Source organism: Streptomyces albipurpureus, assembly GCF_023701525.1.
In the GTDB taxonomy this organism is placed as follows: domain Bacteria; phylum Actinomycetota; class Actinomycetes; order Streptomycetales; family Streptomycetaceae; genus Streptomyces; species Streptomyces albipurpureus.
Map to the genome: position 1 here is coordinate 261,474 of NZ_JAMQAW010000007.1, position 19,100 is coordinate 280,573.

15 protein-coding genes and 1 pseudogene are annotated in these 19,100 nt (G+C 67.5%); 7 read left to right on the forward strand and 9 right to left on the reverse strand.

Translation table 11 applies throughout. The features are described from left to right. Window positions 1–3,907 (reverse strand): isopeptide-forming domain-containing fimbrial protein (locus NBG84_RS41035; protein WP_250918637.1); only part of this gene is annotated, 3,907 nt, incomplete at its 3' end. 289 nt (window positions 3,908–4,196) lie between these two features. Between NBG84_RS41035 and NBG84_RS08280 the strand changes: the two genes are divergently transcribed. Continuing rightward, on the forward strand, window positions 4,197–4,499 hold the full coding sequence (locus tag NBG84_RS08280) for a hypothetical protein (protein ID WP_250918638.1): 303 nt from the start codon (window positions 4,197–4,199) through the stop codon (window positions 4,497–4,499). A 372-nt stretch (window positions 4,500–4,871) separates the two neighbouring features. On the opposite strand, the gene NBG84_RS08285 is transcribed toward NBG84_RS08280, so the two are convergent. Further along, window positions 4,872–5,525: a DUF7691 family protein gene (locus tag NBG84_RS08285; RefSeq protein ID WP_250918639.1), complete on the reverse strand. Its 654-nt coding sequence runs from the start codon at window positions 5,523–5,525 to the stop codon at window positions 4,872–4,874. 93 nt (window positions 5,526–5,618) lie between these two features. Next, window positions 5,619–6,086: an SRPBCC family protein gene (locus NBG84_RS08290; protein WP_250918640.1), complete on the reverse strand. Its 468-nt coding sequence runs from the start codon at window positions 6,084–6,086 to the stop codon at window positions 5,619–5,621. Between the two features lie 621 nt (window positions 6,087–6,707). On the opposite strand from NBG84_RS08290, the gene NBG84_RS08300 reads away from it, so the two are divergent. Further along, the gene (locus tag NBG84_RS08300; protein ID WP_250918641.1) at window positions 6,708–7,604 is read left to right on the forward strand and encodes an aminoglycoside phosphotransferase family protein; all 897 of its coding nucleotides are present in this window, start codon (window positions 6,708–6,710) and stop codon (window positions 7,602–7,604) included. Window positions 7,605–7,762: 158 nt separating this feature from the next. Here the strand turns inward: NBG84_RS08300 and NBG84_RS08305 are convergent, their stop codons facing one another. Beyond that, window positions 7,763–8,092: a hypothetical protein gene (locus tag NBG84_RS08305; protein WP_250918642.1), complete on the reverse strand. Its 330-nt coding sequence runs from the start codon at window positions 8,090–8,092 to the stop codon at window positions 7,763–7,765. 432 nt (window positions 8,093–8,524) lie between these two features. Between NBG84_RS08305 and NBG84_RS08310 the strand changes: the two genes are divergently transcribed. After that, a complete protein-coding gene (locus NBG84_RS08310) occupies window positions 8,525–8,986 on the forward strand; it encodes a hypothetical protein (RefSeq protein WP_250918643.1) in 462 nt (153 codons plus the stop codon). Between the two features lie 432 nt (window positions 8,987–9,418). Here NBG84_RS08310 and NBG84_RS08315 read toward each other — a convergent pair. The 4 genes and pseudogenes from NBG84_RS08315 to NBG84_RS08330 all read right to left on the reverse strand — a co-directional run. After that, window positions 9,419–9,941: pseudogene (locus NBG84_RS08315) on the reverse strand (VOC family protein); the annotation flags it as partial. A gap of 586 nt (window positions 9,942–10,527) precedes the next feature. Beyond that, window positions 10,528–11,310, reverse strand: coding sequence for an SDR family NAD(P)-dependent oxidoreductase (locus NBG84_RS08320; RefSeq protein WP_250918644.1), 783 nt, complete (start codon window positions 11,308–11,310; stop codon window positions 10,528–10,530). Window positions 11,311–11,335: 25 nt separating this feature from the next. Next, entirely contained in the window at window positions 11,336–12,304 is a 969-nt protein-coding gene (locus NBG84_RS08325) for an alpha/beta hydrolase (RefSeq protein ID WP_250918645.1), read from the reverse strand. 93 nt (window positions 12,305–12,397) lie between these two features. Further along, window positions 12,398–12,715, reverse strand: a complete 318-nt coding sequence (locus tag NBG84_RS08330) for a putative quinol monooxygenase (RefSeq protein WP_250918646.1) — start codon at window positions 12,713–12,715, stop codon at window positions 12,398–12,400. Window positions 12,716–12,858: 143 nt separating this feature from the next. On the opposite strand from NBG84_RS08330, the gene NBG84_RS08335 reads away from it, so the two are divergent. The 3 genes from NBG84_RS08335 to NBG84_RS08345 all read left to right on the forward strand — a co-directional run bounded on the left by NBG84_RS08335 (window position 12,859) and on the right by NBG84_RS08345 (window position 17,309). Further along, window positions 12,859–13,773 (forward strand): AraC family transcriptional regulator, encoded by a 915-nt coding sequence (locus NBG84_RS08335; RefSeq protein WP_250918647.1) that lies wholly within the window; start codon window positions 12,859–12,861, stop codon window positions 13,771–13,773. Between the two features lie 142 nt (window positions 13,774–13,915). After that, window positions 13,916–14,137, forward strand: coding sequence for a hypothetical protein (locus NBG84_RS08340; RefSeq protein ID WP_250918648.1), 222 nt, complete (start codon window positions 13,916–13,918; stop codon window positions 14,135–14,137). An 889-nt stretch (window positions 14,138–15,026) separates the two neighbouring features. Continuing rightward, complete coding sequence (locus NBG84_RS08345) at window positions 15,027–17,309, forward strand: NACHT domain-containing protein (RefSeq protein WP_250918649.1); 2,283 nt, start codon at window positions 15,027–15,029, stop codon at window positions 17,307–17,309. Window positions 17,310–17,624: 315 nt separating this feature from the next. Here the strand turns inward: NBG84_RS08345 and NBG84_RS40550 are convergent, their stop codons facing one another. Further along, window positions 17,625–17,750: a hypothetical protein gene (locus NBG84_RS40550; protein ID WP_285366481.1), complete on the reverse strand. Its 126-nt coding sequence runs from the start codon at window positions 17,748–17,750 to the stop codon at window positions 17,625–17,627. Window positions 17,751–17,889: 139 nt separating this feature from the next. Here NBG84_RS40550 and NBG84_RS08350 point away from each other — a divergent pair, with 139 nt between their 5' ends. Continuing rightward, window positions 17,890–18,762 carry a hypothetical protein gene (locus NBG84_RS08350; protein ID WP_250918650.1) on the forward strand — a complete coding sequence of 291 codons (873 nt, stop codon included), beginning with the start codon at window positions 17,890–17,892 and terminating at the stop codon, window positions 18,760–18,762. The last annotated feature ends 338 nt before the right edge of the window (window positions 18,763–19,100 follow it).

A 19,100-nucleotide genomic window follows, 5' to 3' on the forward strand; every position in this document is an offset into this window, starting at 1 on the left:
GCTCCGAGGAACCGTCGTCGATACTCGCGGAGGCCGACCCCGCGGTGAAGACCGCGTCATCGAGCACACCCGCGAGATCATCGCTGACCACCGCCGGAACACTCTCCGTGTAGTCGGCGGTACCGATGTTCTTCGCCGTGACCGTATACGTCACCGTGTCACCAGCGCTCACCCCGGCAGACGAGATACCCGACGACTTGGTCAGGGTCAGCGCACGCAAACGGTCGGTGTCCGAGGCGTTCGCGGTCAGCGTCTCCGACGCGTCAGCCGGGTCGGGGGCACTGACCCGCGCCGAGTTGACCACGGTGCCAGAAGCGCCAGGCAGCACCTTCACCCTCACCTGGACGGATACGGCGGCTTCGGCGCTGGCCTCGGTGAGGTCACCGCCCGGTGAGGGGACTCCCGCGCGCCCGAGGTCGCCGAGCGTCCAGGTGACGGTGCCACCGGGCCGATCGCCGTAGGCGTCCACCGCGCCCTGGTCAGCGACGGTGCCGCCGCCGGTCGCGGAAACGAACGCCAGCCCGGCCGGCAGGGTGTCCGTCAGTTTCGTACCGGTGATCGTCTCGGCGGGTAGCAGGTTCGCCGCTGTGAGGGTGTAGCTGTACTCGTCGCCCACGGCCACGACATCGCGGCCGTCGGTCTTCGTCAACGAAAGCCCGGTCGTCGCGACTCCGACCTGGGCGCAGCCGGTCGCCTTGTTGTTCGCGGGCGTGGGGTCGTGCATCGGGCCCTCGGCGGAACCGAGTGCGCAGGCCTGTCCCAAGGCGGTGGGCATCACGGGGACCGCGAGGTCCGTGGCGACGCCCTTCTTCAGAGGCTTCGGGTCACCGTCGTCGTCGACCGGGGTGCAGGTCAGCGTCAGCGGTCCGTCGAGCGGGGCGCTGCCCGGTTCGGCGGTGCAGCTCCAACCCTTGGGAGTGAGGCTGGTGACTGTCAGGCCGGTGGGGATCGTGACGGTGACTGTGGCGGCCGTCTCCTGCGATCCACCGCCGTTGGTGACGGTGAACGGCAGCACTCCTACGCGGCCCACCTGCAGCGGCAGTCGGTCCGGGACGCCGACGCTGAGGTCGGCCTCCTGTGTGGACGCGCACACGGGACGCGGCTCGGCGGGCAGGGTCTGGGCGCTGTCGAGGGCGACCGAGTTGCAGGCGACCGCATCGGCTTTGGTGCCGGGGGCGACGGCGGCCACGAAGATGAAGCGCGCCTCCTGGCCGGGGGTGAGGGCGCCCGTCACGCTCGCGCGGATGGCCTTCTTGCCCGCCGGGGTGGGACCCCAGTCGTCGGTGGTCCCGGTGGCGGCGGGGTGGACCTCGGCGCGCTTCGGGTTGGTGGAGGCCGAGTACTCCAACGTCAGGTTGGCGGAGACGTCGGAGACGGTGTCGAGCGTTTCGTCGAAGGTGCTGCCACGCGGAGTCGAGGCCGTTCCGGCACTGGTGCCCCGGTCGCCCTCGTGGGGGAGAACGTCGTAGGCGACGACCTTGTCGAGTGTGGTGTTACCGGTGTTCTTCAGGGTGACCCGGTAGCGGATGTCGGTGGCCGTCGGTGAGACACCCACCAGTTCGTCCGGGTCGGAGAGCCAGGTGCACTCTTGGGGGGCGCCTGGCGTCGGCAGACAGATCTCCTTGGTGGCGCTCAGCCCGTCGGCCGCGGAGACGGTGACGTTCTGGGCGGTGCCGGAGAACCATTCGTCGGTCTTGCCGTCGCCGTCGATGTCCGGGGTGTCCGCGACTGCACCTGCGTAGACCGCTTGGGCATTGGTCCAGGTGTGCCGCGAATCGCCGGCCCAGGCCGTCGCCACGCTCGTGGTTCCGGCAGCGACCAGGTGCGTCGGCTGGGCCATGACCTGCATCGTCGGCCAGGTGGTGTTCTCACCGAAGGACACATCGTTCGGCCAGTTGGCGACGACGACCTCACGCGACTGCCCGCCCACGGTCTTCGTCGTGTAGTCGAAGGACACACCGTCCGGTACGGAACCGGCCGCGAAGGACGCGGAGTCGGGGTTGATCGTCCAGCCGACCGGCGCGATGAACGCGTACTGCGGGGTGATGTCCACGCCACCAGGGATGTTCTGCGTCTCCGCACGAACCTTGAACGTCACGTTCTTGCCCGGTACGGCGTTCCCGCCGCCCTCGACCGTGGCGGGCGAGGCGAACGCGGCCGTGACGCTCGGCCTCTGCCGCGGCGTCTCCTGGAAGCGGATCGTACGGGGGGTGGGGCCCAGTGCCATCACGGCCAGTCCGCTGTCCGGCCATGACATCGTCGCCGTGGCCCTGTTGGTTCGGGTCTCCCCGATCGGAGCCGTCGCGGCGACGTTGTAGTAGAAGTAGGCGTTGAAAGGGCTGCCTCCGGTGTCACTGGGCCGGACGTTCGTCGCCTTGACGGTGCCGCTGGTGACCTTCGCCTTGGTGAACCAGGTGCCGTCGGGGGCGTTGACCGCGCCGTTGGACGTCCCCGTGGCACCGTCGTTCCGCGTCCACTCGACCTTGGCGACCGGTGTTGTGCCGGAGGGCTCGATCCTGTTGACGCGGGCGTCGGGCTGGTCGAGTTCGTCGTCCTGGATCACCGCGACGCCGTCGACGTTCGACTGGTTGTGGGCCGCCACGGTCCAGTAGAACCTGTTGTCCGCGAACGGTGCGAGGCTCGCACCCGGGGTGCAGACGCGGTTCCAGTCGTCCCGCCCGCGGGCGGGACAGGTCATCCCGGCCACGTTCGGCGGGACGTTCACCAGACGAGTCGACCCGCTGGAAGAACTACTCGTACTGTCCTTCGCCAGGCCCGCCCGGGCGAACGGCGAGTGGCACGACACCGTGTGCTGCATCACCTCGGTCGCGGTCTTGGTGGTGCGGTCCGGGTCGAGATAGGTGAGGGACACCGTCATCTCGCTGCTCACGGTCTCTTCGAAGTCGCAGCCGCTGGGGTCATTGGTGAACTTGGCCGCCGGGTAGTTCACGGTCACCTTGCGCGGGTAGGAGTTCCCGCGGGCCGACCAGTTCCGTTTGTCGATGTGGCCCCAGCCTCCCGCCGCGACCGCATCGGGAGCGTCCTTCGTCCCGTGTGACCAGGTGACGGTGTGCGCCGCGCTGTCGTACACACCGCTGCCGGTGCTCGACACATACACCGCACGCGGGTCCAGCTTCTCGACGACGGTGTAGCTGCCCGCGCCGACCCACTCCGAGGAACCCCTGACGCTGCTGCCGTCGAAACGGGTGATCGCGCCCGAGGCCATGTAGAGCTCCCAGGAGACATTGGTCCCGGGCTTGACCGACCCCGGGCTCACCTGGCTCAGGGACGGTTCGGGAACCTTGCTCGTCCAGGTCACCGGCTGTGCGTCGGCCTGGGCGGGCCCGGTGGCGGTCGTCGAGTCCATGGTCGCCGACATCAGGATCTGGAACCCGGAAGGGTAGTACTGGGCCGCGGCCACTGTTGAGTTGTTACCGGACGCGGCGATGCCGTAGACCACGAGGAACGTGCCCGATACGCCGGCACGCAGGTCACCGAGGCTGATCGTCTTTCCCGCTACGTCCGTGCCGCCGACCGACGCGTTCGGCAGCCCGGCCGGAGGCGTCCAGTTCGCATAGGCCAGCAGCCGCCCGTCCTGCAACCCGTTCGGATCGGGCTGCGACGGTGACAACTGCACGGTGGCACCGTCGCAGTCCGCCGCGGCACAGGAGTACGCCACCTTGTACGCGACCTGATTGTCGTGCGTGCCGAAGGAGGCTTGCGCCTGCGGCGCCCCGGTACGGGAGTCGACGGCCTGGACGGAAACATCGAGAACCGCTGTGCCCGCGGCGGCCTTCGCCGTCATCGCGGGTATCAGCAGTCCCGCCACCAGGGCGACGGCAGCCATGGCGGCTATGACCCCACGTCGGCGTATCACCGCCCAGACAGCGCCATTCGGATACGACACCAATTCCTCCTGGAGGATTTTCCGCACGCGGAACGATGTCCGTCATACCTCCAGGAGCGCACCGGATTCGGCGCCGATCGAGCATGCCGAAGAGCACGCTCGGACGGTCGACAGACGGTGACGCGCGAGACCCAAACAGTCCGGAACAACCCATTCCAGTACTGATGAACAGTCAGAAGGTACCCCTCAGATCCCATTACATCAACTATTACGGACATATCTGATTGATGGAAAGACTCGCTTATGCCCGAGAATCGCTCTCGCCGTCCAGCCGCCCCGTTGCGCGCACATGATCACAGGTCAGGCATCCCGCACAGTCGTCGAACTGTTCGACATCCCGCGCCACCGCTGGAGCTTCGGCGGCGTACCCACCGTGGTGAACGCACCGATCGTCTCGATGAACGTGCGTGAAACGGAGCTGAACCTGTCGGGGCTGGGCAACGCCCCCACGCGGCTGATCGCGTCTATCACCGACGCGGTAGTCGAGGTCCTCGGCGAATCCGTCCGACGGCATGTGACCGTGTACGTCGGCGGCGTTCCTGCGGGGCGCTCCGGCTTCGTCGGCGAGTTCGATCCGTCTCCAGCCAGCTGAGCATCAGCCGTGTGTCCGTGCCTGGATTCCTCGTCCGCGTGCCGGTATGCCGTGACGGCGGCTTCCGCGTCGCCCATGGGTCGCGACACCCCGGGGTGGATGGAAGCCCTCCTCTTCATCGGGCCAAGCCCGGAGCGGCCACGGGCGTTCAGGCCGGCCGACCTGGCGCAGAGTGCTCTTCAACCGCCGGTCGATCCTGCGCACCGCCATCCGCGAGTACCGCGGCAATCGCCCCGGTACTTGCGGCAAACGGCCGGGACGCCGCCTTGGGAGTCCAAGTGATCCGGCGTCGCAAGGCGCGAGATGTGAAGCGCTGGGTGATGGGACTCAGCAGAGGGAGCGGAACCAAGTGACTCGGTAGCTCCCTCCTGGTCAGCCCCTGATGGAGAAGAAGATCGTGTCCTGTTTGTACCAGTCGATGTTCTTGGTGGCGTACTCCCACTCGTGGTGCTCGAAATCCAGCTTCTCAATGAGGACTTTGGTGTCGTAGACGAATCCGTCGTCCATCCGGTCCAGAACCGCTCGGTAGGCGTCCGCGGCGGGCTTGGCCTTGGCCAGCGGGAACATACCGATGTGCGGGCCGTCCACGGGATACGGAACGTAGAAGGGGATCTCGTCGGGCGGACCGGAGAACAGATGGTCATGCAGCAGAAGATCGGCGCTCACGCCCAGGCGGCGCAATTCGTCGTCCAAGAGACCGAAAAAGGTGGAGGGCTTGGAGTACACGCCCAGTTCGCCGGGGTCGGAGCCGTTGCGGTCGATGATGTGCTGGAGGGCCTGGTAGTAGGCGGCTGCCGCATACTCGGCGTCTGAGCTGGCGTGTCCGGCTATGAGGTGGTCCAGGGCGTCCGGGATGGACAGGCCCCAGTCGACGCCCTGGCGATCGAGGTCGAGTTGGCTGGCCCGTGCGAGCTCATACATCACATCGAGGTTGCGCTGCTGATCAGATACGAGGTTCCCGGCCGCCCCGAGAAACGCCACCACGTCGGCCTTGTCGGCAGTGGAGTACGAAATGATTCGGCTCATGATCGCCATGGCGCCAGCCAGCACTGACATCAGCCCCGCCCCGCAGGTTCTCGCAGGGCCTCCGGCCTGGTTGGGCCCGCGAAAGCAACTGGGTCAGTTCGTTGCCTCGACGTACAACGCCAGATTGGCCAGTGAGGAAGCGATGCCGGCTTCGTGGTCGGCCTGGTCGATGCCGGGTGGCACGTCCGTGGCAGTGACGGCCACCTCGGTTCCGCCATCGGTGGGGGTGAGCTGCCAGGTCATCGTCATGGTGCCCGCGAATGACGGGTCGTCGGCTTCGAACACCGCTCGCTGTACCACACGCTCTGGCGGCACCAGGTCAGCGAACTCGACATCGACGATATCCGTCGCGTCTGAGGCCTTGCCGGGGTTGTCGGAGGCGTCGAGATAGGTGAGAACCATCCGGAACCCACCACCAGGCCTGGGGTCCCAATGCTCGACCCGCCCGCTCATGCCGTCCGGCGGCAACCAGACCTCAAGGGAATCCCGGTCGAGGAGAGCGCCGTAGACACTCGCTGGTGGTGCCGCGATCACCCGGCTGCCGCGGTCAGTTCTAGCCATGGCCCAACCCTAGGGCAAGAGGTTCCACAAGGGGCATCCTCATCGCCTACGAGTTCAAGGACAGGCTTCTGAGCAGTAAGGATGTGTCTTCCCGAGCCCGCCGCGGAGGGCGACCCACGACTCACTCAATGACCTGCTATCGATCGCTCGGGAGCCCCCTTCGCAACCAAGTCACATCATCTCTGGAGGACTTGGGAACCACCCGGTCGTTCCCCGCTGTTCTGCGATGCTGACGCCATGCCCGGCACCGAGCGTTCCCTGGGCCCCGTCAGCCCGGACGCCCCGATCGCGATATCGAGTCCGCTACTCACCCAATCGTGGCTGGACCTCGCTTCGTCCACTGGGCCGTGGACCCGGCCCTCGTAGCCGGGCTGCCGCCGACCGGGACCTCAGCAATCCGGGCGAGGAGGTGTTCTCGTATCTCGGCCAGTCGAGGCATCCGGGCTGGATCGGGCCGCGGCGTAGAGCATTCGGGCTGGATCGGACCGCGGCATGGAGTATTCGGGCACAGGCTTCTCTGAACCCTGTGGCCGTTCCGTCCCAAAGCCCCAGAGGAATCACAGCGAGATGCTCCGGAGAGCGAGAGACGCTCCGCCTGCTGCCTCACTACAGTGACTTCGCATGTCCCACACCGAGATCGAGATCACCGCAGACCTGGTCCGCGACCTGCTGCAGGAGCAGCATCCAGACCTTGCAAGGCTGGCCATCCGCGAAGTGGCGGGCGGCTGGGGCAACCAGATGTGGCGCCTCGGGGACGAGTTGGCCGTGCGCATGCAGCGCATGGACCCCACCCCGGATCTACAGCTGAAGGAGCGGCGGTGGCTACCCGTGCTGGCCCCGCACCTGCCGCTCCCGGTGCCGACCCCGGTGCGGTTCGGCGAACCGTCCGAGCGCTTCCCCAAGCACTGGACCGTGATGACGTGGGTTCCCGGCGAGCCGCTGGACCACGGCTCGATCAGCCGCGGCACCCACGCGGCCGACACGCTGGCGGGCTTCCTCCAGGCGCTCCATGTGGAGGCGCCCGCCGAGGCGCCGATCGCTACGGACCGCGGTGCCCATCCCAGGCACTGCACGGACGGCTTCGAGAACTTCCTCCAGGCCGTTGGCCCCGAGGACATCGCCGGCGACGTCCGAGCCGTCTGGAACGACGCCGTCGCGGCCCACGCGTGGGAGGGCCCCCCGGTGTGGGTGCACGGTGACCTCCATCCCGCGAACGTCGTCGTCTCGGACGGGACGCTATCGGGCATCGTCGACTTCGGTGACATGTTCGCCGGCGATCCGGCGTGGGACCTCGCCGCTGCATGGGTGCTGCTACCCGCGGGCACAGCTTCACGCTTCTTCGACAGGTACGCGCATGCAGACGAGGCGGCGATCCGGCGCGCCCGCGGGCTGGCCGCTATGAAAAGCCTCTTCCTGATACTCATGGGGCAGAACGGGGATCGAGGCCTTCCCGGCGGCAAGCCGAACTGGGGACCTCTGGGCCGGGCGGCACTTGATCGTGTTCTGAAGGGCGTCTGACGCAGGCACGGGGCAGTCTTGCTATGGAAAGTGGGTGCCAGCGGATCAGGGGCGAGGCCCGGATGCCGAACCCAACGCGGGGCATTGCTCGACCGGGCCCGTACACAACGACAGAGCACACCGAGCCACAAGCCGTCCAACGAGGCATCCGAACAAGCTCAGCCGAGGAAATGGCGGTTGAGGAAGAACAGGCCGGTAGCACCCAGGAGTGCGGTCAGAGTGCCGAACCCAATGAGGGCTGGTGCCCTCTCCACTTCGCGCCGGTGCTTCTTCTTCAACTCCTCATAGGTGGCGAAGCCGCCGCTCCCCGCACAGAGGTGCCCTTCCCTGGGCACCTCTTCGCCGCCGCAATCGATCGAATAGTCATAGTTGTAGTAGGTATATACGGAGACTCCCGCTATGGACAGGCCCACCGGAATCGCGGGGACACAGACAAGTACCGCGAAAAGCACTGCCAGCACGCGTGCTACGGATCGTAACGTCGACATGGGCACCACTCCTGGCAATCTCGATGCGGTAGTCCACGACGCTAGGGGCAATCTGCGCAACCCGTCCCACAGATGGTCTGTTCTCACCCTGCCGAGTGCTTGGAGCACCGCCCAGTGGCACACTCCCGCCGGAGGGAACCCCGCCAAAGAACCGAAGCAGCCGACAACAGTGCTGGCGCGCGCCGGAGCGGCGGTTGCCCCACCCACCGTCTCGCAGACCGCGAGACTCCCAAACAAGATCATCTGATGTTCAAGGACAAGCTCGGCGGTCGCCGCTACCGCTATCGAGTGAGGGACTCAGCAACCGGGCCCCACAGCCGCCGTCTTGTCACTATGGTCCGGCTTGCGGTGGGAACACCCCTCGGGTCCGGGCCCGCCCGCAGTGCACGAGCCGCGCACCGGGAAGGTGCGCCCGGCAATCGGGGAGCATGAATGTCACGACATGGTTGGGGCCGCGCTCTTGCCGCCCTCGCGGTGGTCACCGCGTCGCTGGTCACATCAACGCTGGTGACGACGCCTGCCGCGCACGCGGCCAGTAAGAAGTGGGGCAACATCTACGCCCAGAGTGGCTCCACAAGGCTCGCCACCGCGAACGGAGACTTCGCCAACAACGGGAACGTCTATGCGACGGTCGGCGGCAACTGGTGGGATCTGCGTAACGACAACCGGCCCACGTACCTGAAAGTGGAGTTCTTCTTCAAGAAGGGAGGCAAATGGAGGAGCGCCGGCACCAGCAAGTCCGACCCAACCCACGAGAAGGGTAATGGCCCCATTTCCCGTCGGTTGCGGGCTGATGCGACCGCCGCACGCGCCAATATCCAGGTGTGCGTCAGACGCACAAGTATTGCTCCCGATATCTGCTCGCCCCGAGCCACCCCGTCGTTCAACTACTGACACGACTCCCCCGACATCACACAGCGCTTCTACAGCATCTGAGTGGGCGGAAGCCGTACCCAAGGGGCGACGTCATGGTGATGGTGGTGGCTCCCCGCGCCGGTGTTCGGCCACCAGCGTCAGGTCCACCAGTGTCTTCACCGGACCGTCCGCGCACAGCAGCGCGTCCACGAGTTGGAGCAGCTCGCCCCCGGGACTTCAGGCAGTCGAACAGGTCGTCCAGGGAGTGTGACGCCTTCGCGAGCGCTTCCCCGAGACGAATGTCAGACAGCAGACTCACCCTCACGGCCTTCGTCTTGATCGTGCGTCTCGTTCGGAACACATGATCGGACGAAGGCGGTTCCCACATCCCGAAAACTCTTATGTGAGCGCCGAGTTCGACTTGCCATTCGAGGACCGAGCCGGTGGGAGTGTGCAGAAGTCAGCCGCGCCTTTCACCGGGGTGCTGCTGCGTCCACGGCGTCGGCCGCTGAGCTCGGCGTCCAGGGTCTGCTGGGCAGCGCGCACGGCCTCGGCTTACACGGGATCCTGCAACCGCTCCCACATCTGGCTTTCAGAGAGGTCCTCCACGTGGCTGGTGACCCACCAGATGTTGCCGAAGGGGTCCTTACACACGTCCTCCTCGCTGCCCGAACGCGTCATCGGCCGGGGAAGTGACGAGTCGGCCTCCGGCTTCGAGGGCCTGCGAGAACGTCTTGTCCACGTCGGCCACGAACACGTTCAGCAGACTTGGCACGGCGGGCCAGTCAGCGTGTCGGTCGAAGGCCATCACCATGGTGTCGCCGACTCGGATCTCAGCGTGCCCGATCAAGCCGTCCTCGGTCGCCGCCCGCGACAGTTCCTCCCCGCCGAACACCTGGGGGACGAAGTCGAGGAATCCTCCTGTGCCATCGGTGACCACCCAGGGCGCAATGGTCGTGCAACCCCGCGGGGCGGTGTTGGTCTGCTCAGGCATCGCGGTCCCTTCGAAGGTGTCTGCTGTCAGCAACCTAGAGGCCGTCTAGGCCAAAGTGTGTTCTGGAATCAAAGCCCTCTCAGCTAGGTCAGCTTGGAACCATGCAGACCGACTCGCACCCCTCGACGGGGTGCTTTGTGGCCAGAGGTTTCCGAGAACCAGAGGTTGGAGAACAAGCCTCAGTGCCGGTGGCGCCAGTGCGGATGCGCCCTCAACACCTCGTAGCCCCATGCAGTGCGCTGCTCTGCCACCGTGCGGCACATCGCACGACCGAGCTGTTCGGCGAACTCTGCGGTTCGGTGAGGGTTCCGTTCAGGGTGCGGCGGATGGTGGCGACCTCCCTGGCCGTGCGCATCGGGCGGCCTGTGGTGCGGCGTCTGAAGTCCGTTTGCCAGGCAACCGCCACTGAGCCGTACCCGCCCCTTCGACACAAGCCTCATCCCCCAATACGCACCTGCCACGGCACACACAGGGCTGGCCGCCACGTCTGCCGCGAACACCGCGGGGGTCCTACGCGGCCCCCGCATGAGGGAGGGCGCCCAGCCGCTCGCCAGACGCCCTGCACGGGGATCCTCGGCGATCCTTACTAGAGGTTGTAGCCGCCCGATACCTCGATGTTCTGAGCGGTGACCCAGCGGCTTTCGTCGGAGACCAGTGTGGCGATCATCGCTCCGATGTCGTCGGGTTCGCCGACCCGTCCGAGCGCGGTCTTGGCGGCGAGGGCGGGGACGACCTCGGGGAAACGGGTGAAGGCGTCGTCGGCGATCCGGGTGCGAGTCGAGCCCGGCGAGACGGCGTTGACACGGATGCCGCGTGTGCTGAACTCCTTGGCCATGTACCGGGTCAGAACGTTCAGGCCGCCCTTCATGGACGCGTAGGCCGAGTAGCCGGGTTCCAGGCCAGCCGTCGCCGCCGAGTTGCTGCTCGTGTTGACGATGGCCCCGCCGTCCGCGATCAGGGGCAGCAGCTTCTGTGTCAGGAAGTACGGGCCCTTGAGCAGGACCCCCATGAGCCTGTCGAACATCTCCTCGGTCGTGTCCTCGATCAACGATGTGTGCGCGAAGCCGGCGTTGTTGACCAGGTAGTCGAAGGTGTCGCGCTGCCAGGTGTCGCGCAGCACGTCGGCCACGGTGTCGCGGAAGGGCCCGAAGTAACCGGTCTCGCCGAGGTCCAGTGGCAGTGCGACGGCCGTGCCGCCCTCCTTCTCGATGGCGGCGACCGTCTCCAGCCCGCCTTGCGGGTTGTTGCCGTAGGTGAGGATGATTCCGGTCCCACGCTTGGCGATCTCGATAGCGGCGCTCTGTCCGATGCCGGAACTGGCTCCCGTGACGATGGCGACCTTCATGGCGTTCCTCCAGGGTGTGGTCATGGGTGTTGTGTGCGAGCCGGGAACGCTATGCGGCGAAGGCCGGCCGCAGGGCTCGGGTGAGCCAGTCGGTGCGGGTCCGGCGGGCCGTGGCCGATAGGTGGGCCTGCGGGTACAGCGCGTCGAACCCATGGAAGCCGCCGGCCCAGACGTGTAGTTCGCCCTGGCCGCCCGACGCCCAGATGCGGGTTGCGTAGTCGGTGGCCTCGTCGCGGAAGACCTCGGCGGCGCCGGTGTCGATGTAGGCGGTGGGAAGGCCCGAGAGGTCTCCGGCCAACGAGGGCGACACGTACGCGGGTACCTCGTCGTCGGCGAGGTCACCGAGGACGCAGCGCCATCCGAACTCGTTCATCTCGCGGGTCCAGACTCCGGGCCCGCCGGAGTACTGCAGGCTGGAGGTGCTGGTGTTGCGGTGGTCGAGCATGGGACAGATCAGCATCTGCGCGGCGATCGCCGGGGTGCCGAGATCGCGGGCGAGCAGGGTGACACCGGCGGCGAGTCCGCCGCCCGCGCTGGCACCTGCCACGACGATCCGGGCGGGGTCGATGCCCAGTTCGGTGGCATGCTCGGCGACCCAGAGCAGCCCTTGGTAGCAGTCGTCGACCAAGGCGGTTCCGGTGGCCTCGGGGGCGAGTCGGTAGTCCACGGAAACCACGACCGCGTTGAACTCGTCGAGCCATTCCAGCGGTATGTCGATCTGCGAGAAGCGGTCTCCCATCACCATCCCGCCGCCGTGTATCCAGTAGACGCAGGGCGCCGCGTTGACGCGCTCGGTGTTCGCGGGGCTGAAGACCGACAGAGGAATGGGGGCACCGTCCCTGGCGGGCACGGTGACTTCGCCCCGATCAACGTTGCGGTGCGCGAGAAGCGACTCGACGGGCGTCGCGGGAAGCTGGCGCAGTTGGGCGAGCACCTCGGGGGTGAGCTGGGAGATGAGGGGCATGCCGACTAGCAGCTCACGCAGTTCGGGGTCCAGCTCGGGGCGTGCCGTGGTCATGATCGCTGCCTTTCTCGGGCGGTCTCGGACAGTCGGGCGGAGTGCGCCGCCTCGGTGGCTGAGGGACGGGGTGGCGGGGAAACGACGGGCGGGCTAGAAGGCAGCCTTGCCGCGCACCGGGACGTAGTCGGTGTACTCGGACTCCTCTGCGAGCAGTCCGCCGATCTGCGCCACGATGGCCTGGGCGGCCTCCCCGGCGAAGATCCGATGGTGGTCCTCCTCGCTGGTCCAGCCCTCGGTGACATGCACGACGTCGGGTCGCGACGCGGAACGGGAGACGAGGTAGACGACGCAGTGTTCGCTCGCACCGGGGCTGCTCTCGTTCAGGCCTACGAGCAGCAGGTCGACCAGTCGGTCGCCCATTCCGGGCTTGGCGGTCAGGGTCGCGTTGAAGCCATACGTGGCGATCATGAGGGCCCTCCTCTGCGTGATGGAGTGAAGTGATTCCATTCAACCGAGGTGACCTGCGGAAACGTTAGAACGATGCTCGCTCGTACTTGCACGATCCTCTCGACCACGGGAGCTGGGGTGCCGAATGGTGCTGGAATGGAGGCATGTGCCTCGAAGAGCTCAGAGCCCTGCTGGCCCGACATGCCCGGCCCGACTGGACCACCGCCATCGACGGCGTCCTGATCTCCAAGGTCGACCGGTCGGATCCGCCGGCGCCCTCCATGTCCGGTACGGTGCTGGCGGTCATCGCCCAAGGCGCGAAACGACTCGCACTCGGCGAGCGGGTGTACGCGTACGGTCCCGGGCAGTACCTGGTCACATCCGTCGACCTGCCCGTCACCGGGCAGTTCACCCAAGCCGCCCCCGAACGGCCGGCGCTGGGGTTCGGGCTCACCCTGGAACCCTCGGCGGTAGCCGAACTACTCCTGGAGGCCGGGACCGGACACACTCCCCACCGCGGCGCGGGAGCACCGTCGGGAATCGCCGTCAGTGAGGCTTCGGCTCCACTGCTCGACGCGGTGGTACGGCTGCTGCGCCTGCTCGACGAACCCCACGACCAGACCGTACTGGCCCCACTGATCAAGCGTGAGATCCTGTGGCGCCTGATCACCGGCGAACAGGGAGCGACGGTTCGCCAGTTCGGCCTCGCAGACAGCAGCCTCACCCACGTCTCCCGGGCCGTGCGCTGGATCCGCGAGCACTACGCGCAGCCCTTCCGCGTGGAGGATGTGGCACGGCTGACCAGCATGAGCGTCTCCGCCTTCTACCGCAACTTCCAAGCGGTGACCGCGATGAGCCCCATCCAGTTCCAGAAGCAGATCCGCCTGCAGCAGGCCCGGCTGCTGCTCGCCACCCACCCGAGCGACGTCACCGGAGTCGGTCAGCGCGTCGGCTACGACAACCCCTCACAGTTCAGCCGGGAATACCACCGTCAGTTCGGCGCGCCCCCCAGCCAGGATGCCGCCCGCCTGCGCCACAGTGCGCGCACCCCCACGGACGCCCTTCCCCCAGCGGACTGAACCGTGGAGGAGGACTACGCAAGGGGCATTGAGGATCGTTCTACGGTTTCCGCAGTTCAGCGGGGTTCACTGAGGCAACCGATTCTGCCGGAGGGAAGGAACTGCCCGCCCGCCGATCCCGTCACACCGCAAGGGGCACATCATGAGGGTGACAGACCTCTTGGTCCGCGAGTTTCTGCGCGGTCCGGTCGTGACGGCTTCACCGATCCCCAGTTCGGTCCGCTGGGTCGGACGGCTCGTCGCAGCTGTGCCCGAGCGCGGTGAGCACATCGTGGTGGAGCTCGGTCCTGGCACCGGACCTGCCGCTGAGACGATCCAGCGCAAAGGGGCAGGCCCCGCGGTCGCCATATCGCGGGAGAACTGAACGAGCGGCTCGCCCTCACCGGCTGGGGCGCACCCGCGCACCGCCACCGACCCCAACGCTCTCCTCCTGGAAGCACCACCCCGCCTCCACACTCGCGACCTCGCCGACCACTCGGCCTCGACCCCACCGGCCCCTCGTCGTCCTCACGCGCGTAGTCCGCGTCCCCTCGACCGCAACCCGACCGGTCCCCTCACCCCCGAAACCGGCGACACCCTCACCCACCACCTGACACCCGCCCCGCCCCCCATCCCACCGACCGCCGTGCCGGGCGCGGGGTGAAGTACTCCGTGTTCGGCATCGAGCACGCAGCGCTCGACTCGCTTCTCGTAGCCGACAGACCGCTACATCCGGCCGTTCCCCAGCGGTCGCACTGTCCCTGCTCATACGGGCCGCGACTGGAACCCTGTTCGACGGACGCCACGAACTGACGGCGGACAGCAGCGCCTCCTCGCAGGCGGCTGTCTCGGCAGTGCAACCCCTCGTACGGTTCCCAGAGGCCCTTACCCCGAGGCGCGGGGCCCACCCCGCCACCGATCATCAGCTACGGGCTGAACAGACCGTCGTCGCCTGGGCACGGATCGAGACGGCCGTGTAGCCCTCGCTCGGACACCAGGGAGCAACTAATTCGCCGGCGGGTCTGGAGAGCCGTTTCCTGGCGCTGGTGAACTTCGTTGAGCTGATCGGGTGAACGCCCGAAGGGCCGACGACAAGGGGCGGGTGTGCGGCAGAAGTGGCCTCCGGAAGACGTGTTGGCCTGCTGGAATTTGGTGGATGGTGACTGGCACCTGGTGGCGGGCAAGTCCGTGCTCTCGGTCATCGCGCCCCCACCCCGCGCATCGGCGAACGGTGTTGCGAGTCGGCTGCCGCAGTCCCACACGGTCCGCACTTCATGAGCGGGCCGACGCGGCGCACCGGGCTGGTCTATCTGGCCCTAGCGCTAGCCGGAATGGGAGGGGCTCTGTGGTTTGCCCACAGAGGCCAATCGGGCGCCGGGGGAACAGTGGTCACCTTGCTGCCCTCGCTGGCGGGGTTGTATCTGGCCTGGGCCGGCTTCCGAGTCGCTGCCCGTGCGCAAGCCTCTGCGGAACCCGGTCTGGCGGAAGTTGCCGATCACCTCGCGGCGTCGGTGCGCAGCCAGTGGGAGGACGAGGCACGGGTACGCCGCCTCAACGACCCGTATCCACTGCCGGTTTCCTGGGCACCGGTAGATTCTGGTCTGGTTGAGGACTGGTCGCTTCTGCGGACGACGGCAGCTGGCTGGCCGGGAGGCCCGCAGTCCGACCCGCAGGCATGGGCCGCGGGCCCAGAAGAACTCGCAGGGGCGGACGCGGAGATCACCGACGTACTCCTTCGGCGGGTTCCCACCCGTCGGCTGGCCGTCCTTGGACCCCCTGGCTCGGGCAAGACCATGCTGCTGGTCCGTATGGTGCTGGCTGTGGTCGAGCAGCGTTCCGCAGGTGACGCGGTGCCCGTGTTGTTTCCCCTCGCGTCATGGAATCCTGCCGCGCAGGAGCTGGACGAATGGCTGGTCGAGCGGCTGATCCAGGACTACGTCGGCCTGGGGGAACCGGCCCCGGCATCGCTGAGCGGCATGAGCCGTGCGCAGGCGCTGCTGGATCACCACCTGATCCTGCCGATCTTGGATGGGTTTGACGAGCTGCCCGCTGCGGTCCGCGCCACGGCCCTCGACAAGGTCAACGCGGCGCTGCCCATGGGGCAGGGTGTGGTGCTCTCCAGCCGGGCCGCAGACTACCGCGACGCACTTGCCGTCTCGTCCGCCGTTCCTGTGAAACTAGCCGGAGCAGCGGGTATCGAACTCCAGCCGTTGGAGCCGGAAGTAGTGGGCGCCTACCTCCAACGGGACGCGGGCGGTGAGGGCACCGCCGCAGCCGCCCGCTGGGATCTCCTGCTGGCTGATCTCGGCAGCCAGGCGTCCTCGGCACTGGCACTCCGCACACCGCTGATGCTCTTCCTGGCCCGGACCATCTACAACCCCAGGCCTGGTGAGCACACGGCTGCCCTGCCCGATCCCGCTGAACTGCGTGACACCGGGCGCTTTCCGGACCCGTCCTCCGTGGAAGCCCATCTGTTCGACGCCTTCGTCCCGGCTGCCTACCGTCCGCACCCCCGCTACCCCTGCAGATGGACACCTCGCCAGGTGGAAAGAACGCTCGTCTGGCTGGCTCGGCACCTACAGCACACTCTGGACGGCACAACCGACATCGCCTGGTGGAAACTTCACGATGCCTCACCCTGGCTCGTTCGCCGCGTTGTCTTTGGAATCCTCTTCGGGGTGCTTTGCGGCCTTGAGTTCGGGTACGGCTACGGCTCCGGATTCGCGCTGGGATACGGCCCCTGCGACTACCCCCAACTGTGTCTTGGATACGGTTCGGGAGCCGGTTTCACAGCGGGCCTTGTGCGCGGACTCGAAAGCGCGCTGGTGGCCAGCTTCGTCTTTGCCCTGCTCCCTGGTCTTCTTCGCAAGTCCGCAGCGGTTCTGCTCTCCCGCAGGCGCGGGGGCAGAACCGCCGCCGTGCCTGCGGGAGGGCTGCGATGGTCAACGCTCCGAGCCGGATTCGGGCTGACAGGCGGGCTGGCCGTTGGGCTGGTCACTGCCCTCTACGTCGGCGAGCAATTCGCGGTACTGATGCTGGGTATCGGAGTTCCCACCGCGCTTGTCGTGGCTCTTGCCCTGGGTCTGCGATCGGAATCAGCGAGCGTTGCGACGGCTACCGGGCCCCGAACGCTGCTGGTACGGGACCGCAGTGTCTTCCACGGCCTTGTGATCACCCTCATGCTGGCGATCACAGCAGGTGCCGGGCTGACAGCTGCGCTGGGGATGGATGGAGACGGCACCGCCGCCGTCGCGTTCGATCTGGCGGCCTCACTGGGAATGGAGCCCCGTAAGACCGATGCGCTCGCCTGGGTGCTGACGATCCAGTTCTACGGGCTCGCCTTCTCGTTCTCTGTCGCTGCTACGCACACATCCTGGGGACGTTTCACCTTCACACGGTACGACTTGGCTCTGCGTCAGCGGCTTCCGCGCGACATCATGGCGTTCCTCGCCGACGCCCACGAGCGGAGGGGCGTACTCAGGCAGGTCGGAGGATTCTACGAGTTCAGGCACATCAGCCTGCAATCACGCCTTGCCGACCGACCCCGCTGCCGGTGACCCTCACCCGGCTCCCGCTACCGGTGACCTCCCATTATTCGTGAGGCGGGTGTGTTCCCCGGGCTTGAGGGGCGGGCTCAGGCGTCGCGGGTTCGCGGTGCGGCACAGGTGGCGAGGACGCAGGCGCGTTCGGAGGTCAAGCCGGGGGCGGCAGCCGATCAGGGTCGGCCAGGACTGGGGCGGGGATCTCGCGTAGGAGTTCGTCGAAGGCGGAGACCGGCCAGCTCGGTGACCCGAAAATGGTGAACCTGTTCGAATACTTGAACGGTCCGCGACGGAGACTGAGACCGCAGTGTGTGGCTGTCGCGATGGACGTCATCTGGTCGCGACAACGGCCACCCATGCGTCGCCGGTGTGATCAGCGAGCTCGACGAAGCCGATGACCAGCAGAAACAGCTCAGTGTTGGTGGCGGGAAGCCCGAGCAACCTGAGCCGTGCCAACGCCAGCCATGATGGCCCAACGCTGGCAACTATCGCGACCGGAGCGGAGCACCACGCCCGTTCGGCGGGCTTCGCCACTGTCATCCACGGCGACCAGTCACAGGATGCCGTCCATGCCCGCGGAGCGGACAGTGGGAGTGTGGACGAGGACGAGGTGGCCGACACGCTGTATGCGCTGCGCCCGGACGGGTTCACCGCCAAGCGGGCCGTGTACGTCGCTCGCGCCCGGAAGGAGGGCGACCGGGAGACGGCGCGACGGATTGCTGCACTGCGGAGACCGGTGCTCGCGGCCTGGGCGGCGAACCTCCTCGCCCGTCACGATCACGATGCGACCGAGCGGTTCCTGCAACTGGGGGAGGATCTGCGCGAGGCCCAGCGAGAGCTGGACGGCGCAGCGCTCCGAGAGCTGGGGCACGACCGTCACCGGGTCGTCGCGGCTCTGTCCCGCCAGGCCGCCGACCTCGCCCGCGATGCCGGGCAGCCGATCGCCGAAACCGTACGGCAGGAGGTGGAGCAGATCCTGCGCGCGGTCCTCGCCGACCCGGAGGCGGCAGCCGTGTGGGCGAAGGGAAGGCTGGTCACCGTTCCGCAGCCCCCGGACGGCTTCGGCTCCATCGACCCCGTCCACGCCAGTCGACGGACGAGCAGGCCCTCTGTCCCGGAGTCGGATGGCGCCCGTGCTGTACGCGCGACGGCTGGGCATCAGGAGGGCGACACGGCGGACCGGCGGCTGGCGGAAGCACGCCGGGCATCGGTCGAAGCCGAGGCGGAGGCTGAGCAGCGTCAGCAGGCACTGGAGCTCGCGCAGGCGGAACGGGAGCGGGCAGAGGAAGCCGAGACGGCGGCCAGCGCCGCCGTGGACGACCTGGAGGAGCAGATCCGCCGTGCCCGACGCGATCAGCGCACGGCCCGGACCGCTGCCCGGCGAGCAGCCACCGCCGAGCAGCAGGCCCGTTCGGCAGCGGACCGCGCCCACTCCACCGCCCGGTCGGCAGGCCGTCGATCGACTTGACCAGGCCGCCGGACGCAAGCGCTTCGGGGGCGTTCGCCGGCCGGGTCGCGTTCCTGTGGTTGCGTTCCTGTGCTCGCGCGCCGAGCGGCACGGGCTGCGGCACGACGCCGAGGAGGCGCCTCAAGCCCTCACCCGATACATAGCGGGTGACTACGCGAACCATCCGCCCAGGCAGCCGCGAGGCAGGGAAGGCCAAGGTGCCCCACGCGCCATCCGCAAAGACGTGGTGTGCTCGACCGCGGGGGCTCCCTAGCTTCCTCACCGGCGCGAAGCCCTGGCGTACGGCTGCCCGGGCGCGAGCCGCTGCGGCCACCGAGGAACAGGCCGTGGGGAGCGCA